Here is a 16,381-nt window from a genome sequence, read left to right on the forward strand (position 1 = left end):
CGATGGATGCCACTGCGTACAGAAGATAACTGGCGCCACGGCGCCGTATTGCTGGATTCTGATAACACCCGCTTTGCCCTCTGGGCGCCGGATGCCGAATACGTCAGTGTCGAACTGCAGGATGGCCAGTCTCTGGCCATGCTGCCGCAGCCTGAAGGCTGGTTTGTTCTCGACGCAAGCTGCAAGGCAGGCACCCGATATCGATTCAAGATCAATCACGAGCTGGAAGTACCCGACCCCGCGTCACGCGCGCAGGTCGATGACGTACATTCGCAAAGCGTCGTGGTTGACCCTGCTTATGCATGGCAAAACCCCGAATGGAAAGGTCGCCCATGGCACGAGGCAGTCATCTATGAACTGCACGTCGGTGCCCTGGGTGGCTATGCAGGGGTTGAAAAGCACCTGCCACGTCTGGCAGCCCTCGGCATCACGGCAATCGAACTGATGCCACTGGCGCAGTTCCCGGGCGATCGCAACTGGGGGTATGACGGCGTATTGCCATACGCTCCGCAGTCTTCCTATGGCACACCCGAGCAGCTCAAGCACCTGATCGACGCAGCCCACGCGCACGGCTTGATGGTGATTCTGGACGTGGTGTACAACCACTTCGGTCCGGACGGCAATTACCTCGGCAGTTACGCCAAAGAATTTTTCCGCAGCGACCTGCATACACCCTGGGGCGACGCCATCGATTTTCGCCGTCCGCAGGTGCGTGACTACTTCGTCGACAATGCGCTTATGTGGCTGCTCGAATACCGCTTCGACGGGCTGCGCATGGACGCCGTACACGCGATTCGTGACGAGACATTCCTCCCGGAATTCGCGGAACGGGTGCGTGCGCAGATCGAGCCATCCCGGCACGTCTGGCTGAACCTCGAAAACGAGTTCAATCAGGCCAGCCTGCTCGACAAGGGCTTCGATGCGCAGTGGGACGACGACGGCCATAACACGCTTCATGTGCTATTGACCGGTGAGACCGACGCCTACTATTCGGACTTCGCCAAAGAACCTACGCAAAAGCTCGCACGTCTGCTCAGTGAGGGTTTTGTCTATCAGGGTGAACCGACTCGCCATGGCCACACCCGAGGCGAGCCGAGCGGTCATCTGTCACCCAGCGCGTTCGTGTTGTTCCTGCAAAACCATGACCAGATCGGCAACCGTGCCCTGGGCGAGCGTTTGCCGCTGCTGTGCTCTCCGGACGCGCTGAAGGCTGCAACTGCACTGCTGCTGCTGTCGCCGATGATTCCCCTGATGTTCATGGGTGATGAATGGGCGGCCAGCGAGCCGTTTCTGTTCTTCACCAGTCACCACGGCGAACTGGCCGATGCGGTACGTGAAGGTCGCCGCAAGGAATTTGCCGACTTTGCAGCGTTCGCCGACCCGGAAAAACGCGAGCACATCCCCGACCCGAACGACATCAAGACATTCGAAGCGTCACGTCCTGCGTTCGCGGCGGTTGACCTGGATACCGACAAGGGCGCAGACCATCGCAACTGGCTCGATTTCTACACGCGCCTGCTGACTTTGCGTCACAAGGAAATCGTACCTCGCCTGCAGGGCGCACGGTTCCTGAAGACCGACATTCTCGGTGACAAGGCGGTCAGCGCACGCTGGACGCTGGGCGACGGTGCTGTGCTGCGCATCGATCTGAACCTCAGCGAACAGGCGGTCGATACGCAGCCTCAGCAGCAGGCACGGCTGATTTTTTCCAGCCCTGAAAAATCGTCCGAACTTTCACGTCAGGGCATCCTCAATCCATACACGGCCATTGTCAGCCTGACAGCAAGTGATGTTCTGGAGGAACAGGATGAACAATGAGCAATTGGAGAGGCTTGCGACCGCAGCTGGCTTGTCGGTGCATTGGGTCGACGCCAACGCTCGCCCGCAGACCGTCAGCCCTGACGTGTTGCGCAAGGTTCTGGAGGCACTGGGTTTTTCTGCTGAAAATGGTGAGGCGATAGACGCCAGCCTGCAACGCCTGCAAGTTGAACGGCATGCCGCCAGCGCCCCGCCGCTGCTGACTGTCGAGCTGGACAGCAACCTTGATCTGTCGGCATGGTTTGCGCCGGAAACACCCTTCACGCTGCACCTTGAAGACGGCTCATCGCTGGATGCCAGGATGACCGCAGCAGGCGAACTTCCTGCACTCGCGCCGCCCGGGTATCAACAGCTCGAAATCGCCGGGCAGCACCTGACCATCGCGGTGGCTCCGAAAACCTGTTTCAGCATGGCCATGGCTACTGATGCTGAGGTACCGCGTGGCTGGGGCCTGACTGCCCAGTTGTACAGCCTGCGCCGTAACGGTGATGGAGGCTTTGGCGATACCGAAGCACTTGAGACGCTGGTGCGCTCTGCCGGAGAGCGTGGCGCTGACGCGCTCGGCATTAGCCCCATCCACGCGATGTTCGCTAATGACCCACACCGCTACAGCCCCTACTCGCCGTCCAGCCGTCTGTTTCTGAACAGCCTGTACGCTTCGCCCGGTGCCATTCTGGGTGAGCGGGCCTGGCGTGACGCCATCGAACAGGCCGGTGTCGGCGCCGAAATGAAACGCCTGGAAACGCTGCAGCTGATTGACTGGCCAGCGGCTGCCAACGCGAAGTGGAAAGCGCTGCACGCACTTTACGAAGCATTCAGCAAAGCGGCTCATCCGTTGCACGAAGACTTCAACAGTTTCCGCCACAGCGGTGGCGAAGCGCTGGAGAATCACTGCCGCTTCGAGGCCCTGCGCGCCGAGTCCACCGAGCTTGGCATCGGCGATAACTGGCACGAATGGCCAGATGAATTCAAGGATCCGCGTGGCAAGGCTGTCGTCGATTTTGCCGCCAGTCACAGCGAGCAGATCAGCTTCCATGCGTTCGCTCAGTGGTTGATCGACCGCAGCCTTAAACGTGCCCAGGATGCCGCCCGCAGCAGTGGCATGCGCATTGGCCTGATCGCCGATCTGGCCGTCGGTGCCGACGGCGCTGGCAGTCAGGCGTGGAGTCGTCAGGACGAGCTGTTGTCAGCCCTGACCGTCGGCGCGCCGCCGGATATCCTCAACCGGGCCGGACAAAGCTGGGGCATTTCGGCTTTTTCGCCGGACGGGCTCAAGCGTAATGGTTTTCGCGCCTTCATCGAGATGCTGCGGGCCAACTTTGCCCACGCCGGCGGTCTGCGTATCGACCACGTCATGGGCCTGCAACGCCTGTGGGTGATCCCGGTGGGATCGCCGCCAAGCGAAGGCGCTTACCTGAATTTCCCTGTGGAAGACATGCTGCGCCTGCTCAGCCTTGAATCATGGCGACACAAGGCCATCGTATTGGGTGAAGACCTCGGTACCGTGCCTGAGGGCCTGAGCGACAAGCTCAGCGCACGCGCGATTCTTGGCATGCGCGTTCTGTTGTTCGAACAGAACAACGGTCAGTTCAAACCGATCCTTGACTGGTCCGATCAGGCGCTGGCGACTACCAGCACGCACGATCTGCCGACACTGGCTGGCTGGATCAGCGAGCTGGACATCGAATGGAACGCCCGTCTGGATCACATCGACGAACAACGCGAAGCGCAGTGGCGTGAAGAGCGCGTGCGCGAGTATCACAGCCTGCGACGCGCCCTGAGCCAGAATATCGAAGACCTGCCTGCCGACAGCGAAGACCCGGAGCAGATCATCGACGCCAGCGTCCGTTACCTCGGCCTGACTCGCGCGCCGCTGGTATTGCTGCCCATCGAAGATGCGCTGGGTGTCGAGGAGCAGGCCAACCTGCCCGGCACCATAGACAGCCACCCGAACTGGCGCAGACGCCTGCCCGGTGAGGCTGCCACCTTGCTTGATAACCCACATGCTGCTCGACGACTGGAATTGCTCTCCCAATCCCGGCTGCAAGCTGCGGAGCGTGACCGATGAGCCGTCCATTACAACCTTTGCGCGCTACCCAGCGCCTGCAATTTCATAAAGACTTCACGCTGGACGACGCTGTACCCCTGGTGCCCTACTTCGCCAGCCTGGGTATCAGCCATATCTACGCATCGCCGTTGCTGAAGGCACGTGCGGGCTCCATGCACGGCTACGATGTAGTGGACCCGACCGTCATCAACCCCGAGCTGGGCGGTGAACCTGCCCTGCTGCGCCTGGTTGCGACCCTGCGCGAACACGGCATGGGCCTGATTCTGGACATCGTGTCCAATCACATGGCGGTGGGTGGCGCGGACAACCCGTGGTGGCTGGACCTGCTGGAGTGGGGTCGTCGCAGTCCTTACGCCGACTTCTTCGATATCCAGTGGAATTCGCCCGATCCGCTGCTGGAAGGTCAACTGTTGCTGCCGTTTCTGAGCAGCGATTACGGCACGGTCTTGCAGGCTGGAGAGATCCCGCTGCGCTTCAATGCTGATCAGGGCTCGTTCTACATCGAGCACTATCAGCATCATTTTCCGATCTGCCCCCTGACCTACGGCACGCTGTTGCAGTCGACCGATGACGCGCAGTTGAAAGAGCTGGCGCAGCGTTTCAAGGCCTTGGCCGACTACCCGCAAGCCTACGAACGCGCGCGTCAGGCCAAGGCTGAACTGGCCGAGCTGGCGAAAGACTCACAGGCCCGCAAGGCCATCGACCAGTTGCTTGCGCAGTTCGACTCCAGCGACGCGGAAGGCTTTCAGCGTCTGCACCAGTTGCTCGAGCGCCAGCACTACCGTCTGGCCAGCTGGCGTACCGCAGGGGATGACATCAACTGGCGGCGCTTTTTCGACATCAATGAACTGGGCGGCTTGCGTGTCGAGCTGCCACACGTGTTCGAAGCCACTCACGGCAAGATTTTCCAGTTGGTTGCAGATGGCCTGGTGGACGGTCTGCGCATCGACCACATCGATGGCCTGGCAGACCCGCGCGGCTATGGTCGCAAGCTGCACCGCCGGGTCATGAGCCTGCTCCGGCTGCGCCCTGCCGACGCGCAAATCGAACACCTGCCGATCTTCGTCGAGAAGATTCTTGGTCCTGATGAGCCACTGCGCGAAGACTGGAGCGTGGACGGCACCACCGGCTACGAATTCATGAATCAGGTGTCGCTCCTGCAACATGACCCCAAAGGCAAAGAGCCACTGGGTGAGCTGTGGAGTCGCCTGAGTGAGCGGACCGCCGACTTCGACCAGGAAGTGCTGATCGCTCGTGATCTGGTCCTGCACGGTACCCTGGCGGGCGATTTCGAAAATGTTGCGCAGTCCTTGCTGCAAGTGGCGCGCAGTGACTTGATGAGCCGCGACCTGACACTGGGTGCTATCCGCCGCGCATTGTTGGCGCTGGTGGTGAATTTCCCGATCTACCGTACCTACATTTCGGTGTGCGGCCGATCGGCGCAGGACGATCGTTACTTTCAGCAGGCCATGGAAGGGGCGCGTACCACGCTGAGTGAAGGCGACTGGCCGGTGCTGGATTATCTGGCCCGCTGGCTGGGTGGCGAAACGTGGCGTCAACTGCCGCGCGGACACCTGCGCAAGCTGTACAAGAACGCCTGCGTGCGCTTCCAGCAATTGACCTCCCCGGTCGCCGCCAAGTCGGTCGAAGACACCTCGTTCTATCGCTCCGCAGTGCTGCTGTCGCGCAATGACGTGGGCTTTCACCCGCAGCATTTCAGTGCGCCGGTCGAAGACTTTCATCAGGTCTGCCTGCAACGTCTGGAAAAGTTTCCTGACAACCTGCTGACCACTGCGACTCACGACCACAAGCGTGGCGAAGACACGCGCACGCGTCTTGCTGTACTCAGCGAATGCGCGCCGTGGTATGCCGAACAGGTGGAACGCTGGCGGCAATTGGCGATACCGTTGAAGGGCGAGGAATCGGCCATCAGCGCCGGTGACGAACTGATGCTCTATCAGGCCTTGCTGGGCAGCTGGCCTTTGAATCTCGAAGGTGAAGAGGCCCATGAAGCGTATGCCAAACGCATGGTCCAGTGGCAGGAAAAGGCCCTGCGCGAGGCCAAGTTGCAAAGCAGCTGGAGCGCGCCCAATCAGCCTTACGAAACGGCCTGCCGCGAATTCCTGCAACGTCTGTTGATGGCTCCGGAGGCGCTGGCGCTGCGCCAGTCCCTTAGCGCTACTGCCAACCGTATCGCCACCGCAGGCGCGCTCAACAGCCTGGCGCAAACCTTGCTACGCTTGACTGTGCCCGGTGTCCCTGATCTGTATCAGGGCACCGAGTTCTGGGATTTCAGTCTGGTGGATCCGGACAACCGCCGGCCAGTGGATTACGCAGCCCGTCAGAAGTCGCTGGCAGAAGAAACCAGCGTTGACGATCTGTTAAGCCGCTGGCAGGACGGCCGAATCAAACAGGCGCTGATTGCCAAGGTGTTGAACCTGCGGGCGACACATCCCGAGCTGTTCAGCGAAGGGGAATATATCCCGCTGGAAATAAAGGGCAGTCATGCCGGACAGGTAATGGCCTTTGCCCGGGTCACGCAAGGAGTGCGCGCGATCATCGTAGTCCCACGCATAAGCAGTGAACTATTGGGCACTGCACAAACTCCATTGATTAACGCTGCCAATTGGGGCGACACGCAGATTATCGTGCCTTTTGCCGATTCTGGTTCAGACTGGAAAGGCCTCTTTTCTGACGTTGTCGTTATAAATGACCGGGAACTTCCCCTCAGCACCGTGCTTGAGAAATTTTCCGTCAATATGCTTATTCAAACTACGTAATACCTGGGAGTGTCGAGATGAGTGCCGACGAAAAACGAATTCGCGATTTTGCTTATCAAATCTGGGAATCGGAAGGCAAGCCTTCCGGTCACGACGAGCGTCATTGGGAGATGGCACGCAAGCTGGCAGAAGCCGAGGCGCTGGCTCCGAACAAGGCCAACGTGCGCAAGTCGACCAAACCCAAGCTGCCTGAAGTAGACAGCGCCAAGGCTCCGGCCAAGGGTGCTGCCAAATCGGAAGCGAAGGCCGCTCCTGCGCCCAAGCCTGCCGCCGCGAAGCCAAAGCCAGCGGCCGCAAAACCGGCAGCCAAGCCAGCTCCCAAGCCCAAGGCCGCAGCAGGTTCGGCGCCCGCTGACGCTCCTGCCAAGCCTGCCGCGAAGAAACCACGCAAGCCATCGGCTGATTGAAACTCTTCGCACGATACGCCAGTCCATTGGTGCAGGCCTGCTCGGAACATTGATGTCAGGCTTGCGTCACACCCACACTCTATCGTCAATATCGAAGCCTCCGGGCTTCGGTAGCGGTCTTGGCCGCTCAGAAAATCATCAGACGTCAGGAAGGCACCATGAATACGAAGTCCACACCAGCGGCGGAAGAAAGTTCGGCCACGCATGATAACCCTGCCAGTACCCCGACACGCATTCGCGAAGGACTTCCCTTTCCACTCGGTGCCAGCTGGGATGGCCTGGGCGTCAACTTCGCGCTGTTTTCGGCGAACGCCACCAAGGTGGAACTGTGCCTGTTCGACTCGACCGGCGAAGTGGAACTGGAGCGCATCGAGCTTCCGGAATACACCGACGAGATCTACCACGGCTATCTGCCCGACGCGCATCCCGGCCTGATCTACGGCTACCGTGTGTACGGCCCGTACGATCCGAAGAACGGCCACCGTTTCAACCACAACAAGCTGCTGATCGACCCGTACGCCAAGCAATTGGTCGGCGAACTGAAATGGTCGGAAGCCCTGTTCGGTTACACGATTGGCCACGCTGATGGCGACCTTAGCTTCGACGAACGCGACAGCGCTCCGTTCGTACCGAAAAGCAAAGTGATCGATGAGGCCTACACTTGGGGCCGCGACCAGCGCGTGGGTACGCCTTGGGACAAGACCATTTTCTACGAGACCCACGTGCGCGGCATTACCATGCGCCACCCCGAGGTTGCTGAAGAGCTGCGCGGCACATTTGCCGGTCTGGGATCAGCGCCGGTCGTCGAGCACATCCGCAAACTGGGCGTGACCTCGGTCGAGCTGTTGCCGATCCATGCGTTCGTCAACGACCAGCACCTGCTGCAAAAAGGCATGACCAACTACTGGGGCTACAACAGTATTGCGTTCTTCGCCCCGGACCCGCGTTACCTGGCCAGCGGCAAGATTGCCGAGTTCAAGGAAATGGTCGCGCACCTGCACCATGCCGGGCTGGAGGTCATTCTCGATGTGGTCTACAACCACACCGCCGAAGGCAACGAGCTGGGCCCTACCCTGTCCATGCGGGGTATCGACAACGCCTCCTATTACAGGCTGATGCCCGACGACAAGCGTTACTACATCAACGACTCCGGCACAGGCAACACCCTCGACCTGAGCCATCCGTGCGTTCTGCAGATGGTCACCGATTCGCTGCGCTACTGGGCCTCGGAAATGCACGTCGACGGTTTCCGCTTTGACCTGGCAACCATCCTCGGTCGCTACCATGACGGTTTCGACGAGCGTCACAGCTTCCTGGTCGCCTGCCGTCAGGACCCGATTCTGCGTCAGGTCAAGCTGGTTGCCGAGCCTTGGGACTGCGGTCCGGGTGGCTATCAGGTCGGTGGCTTCCCACCGGGCTGGATGGAATGGAACGACAAGTTCCGCGACACCGTGCGGGCCTTCTGGAAAGGCGACGAAGGCCAACTGGCCGACTTCGCTGCGCGCATGACGGCGTCCGGCAACATGTTCAACCAGCGCGGTCGTCGCCCTCAGGCTTCGGTGAATTTTATCACTGCGCACGATGGCTTCACGCTGCACGACCTTGTGTCGTACAACGACAAGCACAACGAAGCGAACGACGAAAACAATCAGGACGGCAGCAACAACAACCTGTCCTGGAACCACGGCGTTGAAGGTCCGACCGAAGATCCGGAAATCAATACCCTGCGTCTGCGCCAGATGCGCAACTTCTTCGCCACGCTGCTGCTGGCACAAGGCACACCGATGATCGTGGCCGGTGACGAGTTCGCCCGCACTCAGCACGGTAACAACAACGCCTATTGCCAGGACAGCGAGATTGGCTGGATCAACTGGGATCTGGACGAAGACGGCGAGGCGCTGCTCAAGTTCGTGACCCGCGTGATCAAGCTGCGTCAGACCTACCCGATTCTGCGTCGCAGTCGCTTCCTGGTGGGCGATTACAACGAAGAAATCGGCGTGAAGGACGTCACCTGGCTTGCGCCGAACGGCGAAGAAATGAGTGTCGAGCAATGGCACGATGCCAATGGCCGTTGCCTGGGCATGCTGATGGATGGTCGCGCACAGGAAACCGGTATCCGCCGTCCTGGTGCAGACGCCACCTTGCTGCTGGTGGTCAACGCTCATCACGACGGCGTCAACTTCACGCTGCCGGAAGTGCCTGAAGGCACGCATTACGAGTGCCTGATCGATACCAATCAGGACGATGCGCGCAGCAAGGAGCAGTTTGCATTCGGTTCGGAATACACCGTTACCCCGCGCTCACTGTTGCTGTTCGAACTCAAGCGTGAAGATCAGCGATGACCGATGCCTTGAGTGAGTTTCTCGACTGGCGCAGGCAGGGCTATGCCGACACGCGTGCGCTGGGCGAGTGCTTGCAGGCACTGGTGATTGAAGGACTGGATCAGCTTCCCCTGCCTGCCGGTGGTCAGACACTTGAGCGCTGGCAGGCGCTGGCCTGCGTCGCAGGCCACGACCTGGGGTTGTGCAAGTTATACGAGGGGCACACCGACGCCTTGGCGATCATGGCGGAACTGGGTGCCCCGCCCCCCGAACAATTCAGTACCTGGGGCATGTGGGCGGCAGAGCCACCACAGGCACGGGTCACGCTCAGCGGCACCGGCGATTCGCTTCGCCTGGATGGTCGCAAAGCCTGGTGTTCCGGCGCGTCGGCAGTGAGCCACGCCCTGATCACCGTATGGGATGAGCAACAGCGTCAACAACTGGTAGCCGTACGCCTCGATCAACCGGGGGTACGTATCACCAATGATGGCTGGCGAGCGGTTGGCATGGGCGCCACCGGCAGCGTCGAAGTCATCTTCGAGCGGGCCAGCGCGGAGCGGGTCGGCGAGCCGGACGGTTATCTGAATCGGCCGGGCTTCTGGCAAGGCGGCATCGGCATCGCCGCCTGCTGGTTTGGCGCATCGCGCTCCATCGCGCAGCGCCTCCTGCAACAGGCCGGCAAACGCGACGAACCCCATGCGCTTGCTCATCTGGGCGCAGTGGACGTTGCCCTGTATGCCGCGGCCGAGGTACTCCGCGCCGCCGCCGTGCACCTGGACAACGCCCCCACCGAGAATGCGGAAGTGATTGCGCGGCGCTGCAGAGCCTTCATCGAGCAGGCAGCTGATCAGGTCATTCAGCATGTCGGTCGCGCAGTGGGCGCTGGCCCCTATTGCAAGGATGCACATTTCGCCCGATTGATCGCCGATTTGCCTGTTTTTCTGCGCCAGAGCCATGCCGAGCGGGATCTGGCCGCGCTGGGGCAGTTGACCGGCAAACGGCTTGAAACGTCACAGGCGTGGTCGCTATGAGAGCGTATTCGACATGAGTGAAGCCTTTGTAGTGAGCGAAGACGAAGCAGGCCAAGGCACTCCCCTGGCTGCCTGGAATGCCTCTAGCAAGTTGCGGGGCCTGCCGGCAATCACTGCCGACCTGTTGGTGCCGCCCAATTGCAGGGCGGTGATTATTGCACCGCACCCGGATGACGAAGTACTGGGCTGTGGCGGCCTGATGAGTCAACTGGCTCAGCTGGAACGCCACCTGCTGTTGATTTCGGTCACCGATGGCACCGCCAGCCATCCGGGTTCGGCGCTCTGGCCTGTCGAGCGGCTGTCCGATATCCGCCCCCAGGAAAGCGCTGAGGCGCTGAGCCGTCTCGACATCTCTTTAGAGCGCCTGGAATGGGTGCGTGGCGGCTTTCAGGATGGCGACGTCGGCGCACAGGAAGACCGGCTGGTCGAATTTCTCGAACAGCACCTGGGGCCGACCGATGTGGTGTTTGCCACGTGGTCGGGTGACGGCCACGGTGACCACGAGGCCGTTGGCCGCGCCAGTGCGAAGGCCTGTGCCATCACTGGCGCACAACTTCATGAAGTGCCGATCTGGGCCTGGCACTGGGCCGATCCCGAAGACCCGCGCCTGCCTTGGGAACGTGCGCGCAAGCTGCTGCTCGACCCGATGACGCTCGCCCGTAAACGCCATGCCGCGCAGGCGTTCACCAGCCAGTTGCAAGGTGATCCGGCTGTGGGGCTCTCTCCGGTATTGCCTGCCAGTGTTCTGGAACGGCTGATGCAGCCGTTTGAAGTGGTGTTCACATGAGTGTTGCGGACAGCTACTTCGACGAGCTCTTCAGCAACGATAACGATCCGTGGGCGTTCAAAAAACGCTGGTATGAACGCCGCAAGCGCGCGCTGACCCTGGCTGCCCTGCCCCGCGAGCACTACCGGGCGATCTTTGAGCCGGGTTGTGCCAACGGCGAACTCAGCGCCGACCTGGCAACACGTTGCGACGCCCTGCTGTGCTGCGACACCTCGACCCGCGCAATCGAACTGGCTCGCCAGCGCCTGGCTGACATGCCCAACGCCCGCGTATTGCAAGCTCGTCTGCCGCAACAATGGCCGGCGGAGAAGTTCGACCTGATCGTGTTCAGCGAGCTGGGCTATTACCTCGACATCGACGATCTGAACCGCCTGATCGACTGCGCGCTTGATGCGTTATCGCCCGACGGCCAATTGCTCGCCTGCCACTGGCGCCCGGACATCGAAGGCTGTCCGCTGAATGCACAACGCGTTCACGACACGCTGGCTGAAAGACTGTCCATGCACCGGCTTTTTAGTCATCACGAACAGGATTTCCTGCTGGACCTGTGGAGTCGTGATGGTACCTCTGTCGCAGAACAGGAGTTCTCGAATGATCGGCATTCTGATTCCGGTGCACAATGAAGAACAGCTGCTGGATGCCTGCCTGACGACCGTTCTGCACGCCGCTGCCCACCCGGACCTCAAAGGGGAAGTCGTGGAAGTATTGGTGGTGCTTGACAGCTGCACGGACGGTTCTGCAGACATCGCTCGTGCCCATGGCGTGATGATTCTGGAAGTGACTGCCCGCAATGTCGGCCAGGCGCGTGCCAAAGGCGCAGCCTTCCTGCTCGACAGGGGCGCGCGCTGGCTGGCCTGCACCGATGGCGACAGCAGCGTGGCGAGCGACTGGTTGAGCGAGCAACTGGCTCTGGATGCCGATGCGGTGTGCGGAACTGTGATGCCTGGCGACTGGAACGAGGACATTTCGGCGGCTGCGCAGGCGGCTTATCTCAGCCACTACCAGCACCGCGACGGCCACCGGCACATACACGGTGCCAACCTGGGGGTGAGTTCGATTGCTTATGTCAGTGCGGGTGGTTTCCCCGCGCTGGCCTGCCATGAGGACGTGCACCTGGTGCAGCAACTGGAGTTGATCGGCGCACGCATCGCCTGGAGCTGTCGTCCCAGAGTGACCACCAGCACCCGCCTTGACTCAAAAGCCAGAGGCGGGTTCGGCGATTACCTGCGCTCGCTCAATGGCCACCCGGCCATCACTGATGATGCGCTGTCTGCATGCCGGAACGGTCTGGATCAGCCGCACTCAGCGCCGTCGTGAAGAAGCGCACGGCTTCGGCACTCAAGGTGCGGTGAATGTCCTCACGATCAACCCCGTCGGGGTCATTGCACAATAGCGGCGCGGTTGCGCGTTGTTCGTCACTGCACGGCGCCATGAACACGAAGTGCCCTGCCCCCGCCAACAGCTTGTAATCCGGAGCCTGTGGCAGCTTGCGCGCCAGCGCCTCGGCATTACGGTCGATGGCCAGCAGTTGATCATCGTCGCCGGCATACATAAGCACCGGCACATGGACATCACCCAGCGTATGGCGACCGAACATCAGGCTCAACGGCGCCATCAGCATCAGTGCGCCAACCCGGGGGTCGGCCTGGGCATGCAGATCGTCGCGGTCTGCAACCAGCTCGCCCTGGGTTTTGCAGGCATCCCGATCGTTCGGGCGCTCCAGGCAATACTGACGCAGACGCTTCAGATCCGGTTGCGCGCCGGCAAGGATCAGCGCGGTTTCACCACCCGCCGAATAGCCGATCACACCGACCTGACGCGCATTGAGGTAAGGCGAAAGCATCGGGTCGAGCAGTGCTGAACTGATAGCCTCGGATATCTGTAAAGGACGCCCGTAGAGATTGCTCAGGCTGCCGAGGCGGCTGTGATCGCGGTCGTTGTCGCCGGGATGGATCACGGCGACCACCACAAACCCCTGCCGCGCCAGCGAAGTCGCCAGATCGTGCAGCGCCAGCGGCGTACCGGTGTTGCCATGCGACAACAGCAATAACGGGAACCGGCCCATGGCAATGGGGGCGTCTTCACTGGCCTCGACCCGGTAACCGTGGATCGTGCTGGACTGCTCGCTGCCGGTCGACGGATAGAAGGCAATCGCCTGCATCGGCAGTGAGTCCAGAGGATCGGGGAAGGTCAATTCGTGATAGCCCGCGCTCCAGGCTTCAGCCGCCTGAGCATGCACCGAAATCATGCTGTCGAGCAGACAAACCAGCATCACTGCACAAAGACGCACCATGGCGAGGCCCAACCTTTGTCATTCCGGACGCTTGTCCGGACAGTCCGTTCATGCGCTTGTGTCGAGCATCATGCTCCAGCGCGCCGCTCACACTTGAAGTGTCACTCAAATGAGAGTCTGTGAAACCGAAATAGTGCACAACTCGAGCCAGCATCAGCCCACTCTTTTTTGCACGTGCGAACCAGTCGGCAAAACATGTCGAAAACAGGTTCTCAAAGAAACAGTTTAGTCCTCCATGTGCCCGCTTACCTGTAAGGAAGCTGTCAAGGTTACAAGCGGTCTCCCCACACCAGAAAAAACTCCACGGCCCGGCGCGCATCAGTGCGCAGGCGGTGGAGTCAGGATCAAGCGTTTGCTGATGATCAGGCGGCGAACAGATCCTTGATCTGCTGCTGTGCCGCCGTCATGGCGCTGGCACGAGGCTCTTCGCCGTAAGCCAGGCCGTGCGCACGCACGAATTGCAGGTCGGTCACGCCAATGAACGCGAACAGCGCCTTAAGCAGCTCTTCATGACCCGCGCCAGTCGGCAGGCCCTGGTGCAGACCACCGGAGGTGGAAACGATGATGATTTTCTTGCCGCCGCACAGGCCTTCAGGGCCGGCTTCGGAGTAACGGAACGTGCGACCGGCAACAGCGATGCGGTCGATCCACGCCTTCAATTGCGACGGCACGGTGAAGTTGTACATCGGCGCACCGATGACCACGACGTCGGAATCGAGAAACTGTTGCAGGGTGGCTTCGTTGGCTACCACTTCATGCTGCTGGGCAGCGTCGCGGGCTTCTAAAGGAGTGCCGGCTGCGGCAAGGCTGGCGGCTGAGAAATGGCCAAGCGCATTGCTGGCCAGATCGCGGTAGGTCACCTGAGCGTCGGCGTGCGCGCTCTGGCAGGCCTGAACGACATCACGGGTCAGCTGACGCGAAGCAGAGTGGTCGCCGAGGATGCTGGAATCAAGGTGCAGAAGTTTCATAACGGGCTTCCCAAGTGAATATCGCCGAGGGGCGATCAGTGGGGAGCATCCTATCGGTGATCGTAATAGATGATTAGTCGCCCTGAATGCGACTGTTCGTTCTATATAAGGAACAATAGATCGACTCAGGGTTGTGCGTCAGCTCCTTGAACGAGCTCTCGAATGCGTCCAGTAGGCCTCTGACGGCTGGCAGCAGGCCGCGTCGCGAGACAAACACTGCGTGGAGGATGCCGCACTTGGGACGGTGCGCATCGAACAACTCCACCATACGGCCCTGCTGCAACGCTTCCCTGACCAGAATTTCTGGCAATTGCGCCACGCCGACACCCTGCAGAACCGCTTGCAGAATGACGTCCAGATCCGAGCTGACCAACCGCGGTACGTGTCGCACTTCGACATAATGACCCGGTCCGTTTTCCAGTAGCCAGCGATGTTCGGGTGCGGAAGACGGCACATCAAGGCTCGGCAATTTGCCTAGCTCGTCAAATGACGGGTTAGCCGGGATAAGCGCCGCCAGATCGGGATGAGCCACCAGCCGTTGCGCACTGTGGCCAAGAGTCTTCACCACCAGGCCGTCATCTTCCAGCGGTGGGAAACGTACCCGCAAGGCGATATCGATGTTCTCGATCAGCGGATCGACACGCCGGTTGGTGCTCTCGATGTGCACCTGCACCTTAGGGTGCGCCGCCATGAAACCGGCAATCGCCTCGTTGATGCCCATGGCGGCCATGGCAGGCGGACAACTGATCACCACCTTGCCCTGCGGTTCGGACTTGGAACGCTGAATAACCTCTTCGGCAGCTTCGGCCTCGACCAGCATCGCCACGCAATGAGCGTAATAGTCGCGTCCGCTTTCGGTCACGGCAAACTTGCGGGTCGAGCGATGAATCAGCGTGACGCCGAGCCGCTCTTCAAGCCCGGCAATGCGCCGGCTGAGCTTGGACTTGGGAATCCCCAGCTTGCGACTGGCAGGCGCGAAGCCTCGGCATTCGACCACCTGAACGAAATAATACAGATCATTGAGATCAAACACCGGCCACCTCGCGTCTAGAGCGGCGAGTATGCAGCGCTACCGCAAGCCTCTCAAGGTCCGACGCAGGGCGCGGATTCGTTACTCAGCGGCCAGAAACGCCAGCACCGGCGCAGTGAATGCCTCTCCCGCTTCGACGCTGGACAAATGGGCGGCAGGCAACTCGACGATCTGTGCGCCCTGAATGCGTTCTGCAATGAAGCGTCCGTCTGCGGGGGTTGTTACCGCATCTCCGGTGCCGCAGACCACCAGCGTCGGCAAGTTGATGTCCGCCACTTGCTCGCGAAAATCAGCGTCGCGCACGGCAGCACAATTGGCCGCGTAGCCCTGTGGCGAGGTCTGCGCCAGCATGCTGACAATACGCTCCACCGTGGCAAGCTCCTGTGCCGCAAATGCCGGGGTGAACCAGCGCAAGATGGAGGCATCACGTAACGCGACCATGGCCGCCTGCCCCTCACGCAGCACGGTTTCGATGCGCGGATTCCAGATATCGGGGTTACCGATCTTCGCCGCCGTGTTGCACAGCACCACTCGGCGCAGACGCTGGGGCGCATTGATCGCCAGCCACTGACCGATCAGTCCGCCCATGGACAGCCCGCAGAAGGACACCTTTTCGATCTGCAGCGCATCCAGCAACGCCAGCACGTCGCGGCCGTTCTGCTCGATGCTGTAGCTGCCCTGGCTGACCAGCGATTTTCCATGACCGCGCGTGTCGTAACGCAACACCTGAAAATGCCGGGTAAACGCCGCCACCTGGTTGTCCCACATGTGCAGGTCGGTGCCCAGCGAATTGGAAAAAACCAGCACTGGCGCGCCGGGCTGGCCCTCCAGCAAATAATTCAGTTCACCATCGGCGAGTTGCACAGCAGGCATACGAG

The 16,381-nt window shown here is 60.8% G+C and carries 13 protein-coding genes; 9 read left to right on the forward strand and 4 right to left on the reverse strand.

All coding sequences use genetic code 11. The features are described from left to right. The first annotated feature begins 6 nt into the window (after nucleotides 1–6). The 9 genes from treZ (at nucleotide 7) to I9H07_RS13000 (ending at nucleotide 12,529) form a co-directional block, all read left to right on the forward strand. On the forward strand, nucleotides 7–1,818 hold the full coding sequence (treZ, locus tag I9H07_RS12960; RefSeq protein ID WP_236423568.1) for a malto-oligosyltrehalose trehalohydrolase: 1,812 nt from the start codon (nucleotides 7–9) through the stop codon (nucleotides 1,816–1,818). Next, nucleotides 1,808–3,886 carry a 4-alpha-glucanotransferase gene (gene malQ / locus I9H07_RS12965; protein ID WP_058823553.1) on the forward strand — a complete coding sequence of 693 codons (2,079 nt, stop codon included), beginning with the start codon at nucleotides 1,808–1,810 and terminating at the stop codon, nucleotides 3,884–3,886. The genes treZ and malQ overlap by 11 nt, the downstream gene beginning before the upstream one ends. Continuing rightward, a complete protein-coding gene (locus I9H07_RS12970; RefSeq protein ID WP_236423570.1) occupies nucleotides 3,883–6,666 on the forward strand; it encodes a malto-oligosyltrehalose synthase in 2,784 nt (927 codons plus the stop codon). Before malQ ends, I9H07_RS12970 begins: the two co-directional genes overlap by 4 nt. 17 nt (nucleotides 6,667–6,683) lie before the next feature. Further along, nucleotides 6,684–7,073: a DUF2934 domain-containing protein gene (locus I9H07_RS12975; protein ID WP_058392144.1), complete on the forward strand. Its 390-nt coding sequence runs from the start codon at nucleotides 6,684–6,686 to the stop codon at nucleotides 7,071–7,073. A 158-nt stretch (nucleotides 7,074–7,231) separates the two neighbouring features. Further along, entirely contained in the window at nucleotides 7,232–9,415 is a 2,184-nt protein-coding gene (glgX, locus tag I9H07_RS12980; RefSeq protein ID WP_058823555.1) for a glycogen debranching protein GlgX, read from the forward strand. After that, nucleotides 9,412–10,425, forward strand: a complete 1,014-nt coding sequence (locus tag I9H07_RS12985) for an acyl-CoA dehydrogenase (protein ID WP_236423571.1) — start codon at nucleotides 9,412–9,414, stop codon at nucleotides 10,423–10,425. The genes glgX and I9H07_RS12985 overlap by 4 nt, the downstream gene beginning before the upstream one ends. 13 nt (nucleotides 10,426–10,438) lie before the next feature. Beyond that, the gene (locus I9H07_RS12990) at nucleotides 10,439–11,212 is read left to right on the forward strand and encodes a PIG-L deacetylase family protein (protein WP_058823557.1); all 774 of its coding nucleotides are present in this window, start codon (nucleotides 10,439–10,441) and stop codon (nucleotides 11,210–11,212) included. Then, nucleotides 11,209–11,835: a class I SAM-dependent methyltransferase gene (locus tag I9H07_RS12995; RefSeq protein ID WP_024673784.1), complete on the forward strand. Its 627-nt coding sequence runs from the start codon at nucleotides 11,209–11,211 to the stop codon at nucleotides 11,833–11,835. The genes I9H07_RS12990 and I9H07_RS12995 overlap by 4 nt, the downstream gene beginning before the upstream one ends. Continuing rightward, nucleotides 11,804–12,529: a glycosyltransferase gene (locus tag I9H07_RS13000; protein WP_024673783.1), complete on the forward strand. Its 726-nt coding sequence runs from the start codon at nucleotides 11,804–11,806 to the stop codon at nucleotides 12,527–12,529. The genes I9H07_RS12995 and I9H07_RS13000 overlap by 32 nt, the downstream gene beginning before the upstream one ends. On the opposite strand, the gene I9H07_RS13005 is transcribed toward I9H07_RS13000, so the two are convergent. The 4 genes from I9H07_RS13005 to pcaD all read right to left on the reverse strand — a co-directional run bounded on the left by I9H07_RS13005 (nucleotide 12,465) and on the right by pcaD (nucleotide 16,376). Then, on the reverse strand, nucleotides 12,465–13,505 hold the full coding sequence (locus tag I9H07_RS13005; protein ID WP_058392142.1) for an alpha/beta hydrolase family protein: 1,041 nt from the start codon (nucleotides 13,503–13,505) through the stop codon (nucleotides 12,465–12,467). The two genes, I9H07_RS13000 and I9H07_RS13005, sit on opposite strands and share 65 nt — an antisense overlap. A gap of 362 nt (nucleotides 13,506–13,867) precedes the next feature. Then, entirely contained in the window at nucleotides 13,868–14,473 is a 606-nt protein-coding gene (locus I9H07_RS13010; RefSeq protein WP_236423573.1) for an FMN-dependent NADH-azoreductase, read from the reverse strand. A 73-nt stretch (nucleotides 14,474–14,546) separates the two neighbouring features. Continuing rightward, on the reverse strand, nucleotides 14,547–15,506 hold the full coding sequence (locus tag I9H07_RS13015) for a LysR family transcriptional regulator (RefSeq protein ID WP_058823559.1): 960 nt from the start codon (nucleotides 15,504–15,506) through the stop codon (nucleotides 14,547–14,549). A 78-nt stretch (nucleotides 15,507–15,584) separates the two neighbouring features. Continuing rightward, a complete protein-coding gene (gene pcaD / locus I9H07_RS13020; RefSeq protein WP_236423574.1) occupies nucleotides 15,585–16,376 on the reverse strand; it encodes a 3-oxoadipate enol-lactonase in 792 nt (263 codons plus the stop codon). Nucleotides 16,377–16,381: the final 5 nt, after the last annotated feature.

It is taken from the genome of Pseudomonas syringae, assembly GCF_023278085.1.
GTDB lineage: Bacteria > Pseudomonadota > Gammaproteobacteria > Pseudomonadales > Pseudomonadaceae > Aquipseudomonas > Aquipseudomonas syringae_Q.

What these genes read in the sequence shown, in the direction of transcription:
- malQ (WP_058823553.1), top strand. Translation starts at nt 1,808, where the DNA reads ATGAACAATGAGCAATTGGAGAGGCTTGCGACCGCAGCTGGCTTGTCG.
- treZ (WP_236423568.1), top strand. Translation starts at nt 7, where the DNA reads ATGCCACTGCGTACAGAAGATAACTGGCGCCACGGCGCCGTATTGCTG.
- I9H07_RS12975 (WP_058392144.1), top strand. Translation starts at nt 6,684, where the DNA reads ATGAGTGCCGACGAAAAACGAATTCGCGATTTTGCTTATCAAATCTGG.
- I9H07_RS12970 (WP_236423570.1), top strand. Translation starts at nt 3,883, where the DNA reads ATGAGCCGTCCATTACAACCTTTGCGCGCTACCCAGCGCCTGCAATTT.
- I9H07_RS12985 (WP_236423571.1), top strand. Translation starts at nt 9,412, where the DNA reads ATGACCGATGCCTTGAGTGAGTTTCTCGACTGGCGCAGGCAGGGCTAT.
- I9H07_RS13010 (WP_236423573.1), bottom strand. Translation starts at nt 14,473, where the DNA reads ATGAAACTTCTGCACCTTGATTCCAGCATCCTCGGCGACCACTCTGCT.
- glgX (WP_058823555.1), top strand. Translation starts at nt 7,232, where the DNA reads ATGAATACGAAGTCCACACCAGCGGCGGAAGAAAGTTCGGCCACGCAT.
- pcaD (WP_236423574.1), bottom strand. Translation starts at nt 16,376, where the DNA reads ATGCCTGCTGTGCAACTCGCCGATGGTGAACTGAATTATTTGCTGGAG.
- I9H07_RS12995 (WP_024673784.1), top strand. Translation starts at nt 11,209, where the DNA reads ATGAGTGTTGCGGACAGCTACTTCGACGAGCTCTTCAGCAACGATAAC.
- I9H07_RS13005 (WP_058392142.1), bottom strand. Translation starts at nt 13,505, where the DNA reads ATGGTGCGTCTTTGTGCAGTGATGCTGGTTTGTCTGCTCGACAGCATG.
- I9H07_RS13000 (WP_024673783.1), top strand. Translation starts at nt 11,804, where the DNA reads ATGATCGGCATTCTGATTCCGGTGCACAATGAAGAACAGCTGCTGGAT.
- I9H07_RS12990 (WP_058823557.1), top strand. Translation starts at nt 10,439, where the DNA reads ATGAGTGAAGCCTTTGTAGTGAGCGAAGACGAAGCAGGCCAAGGCACT.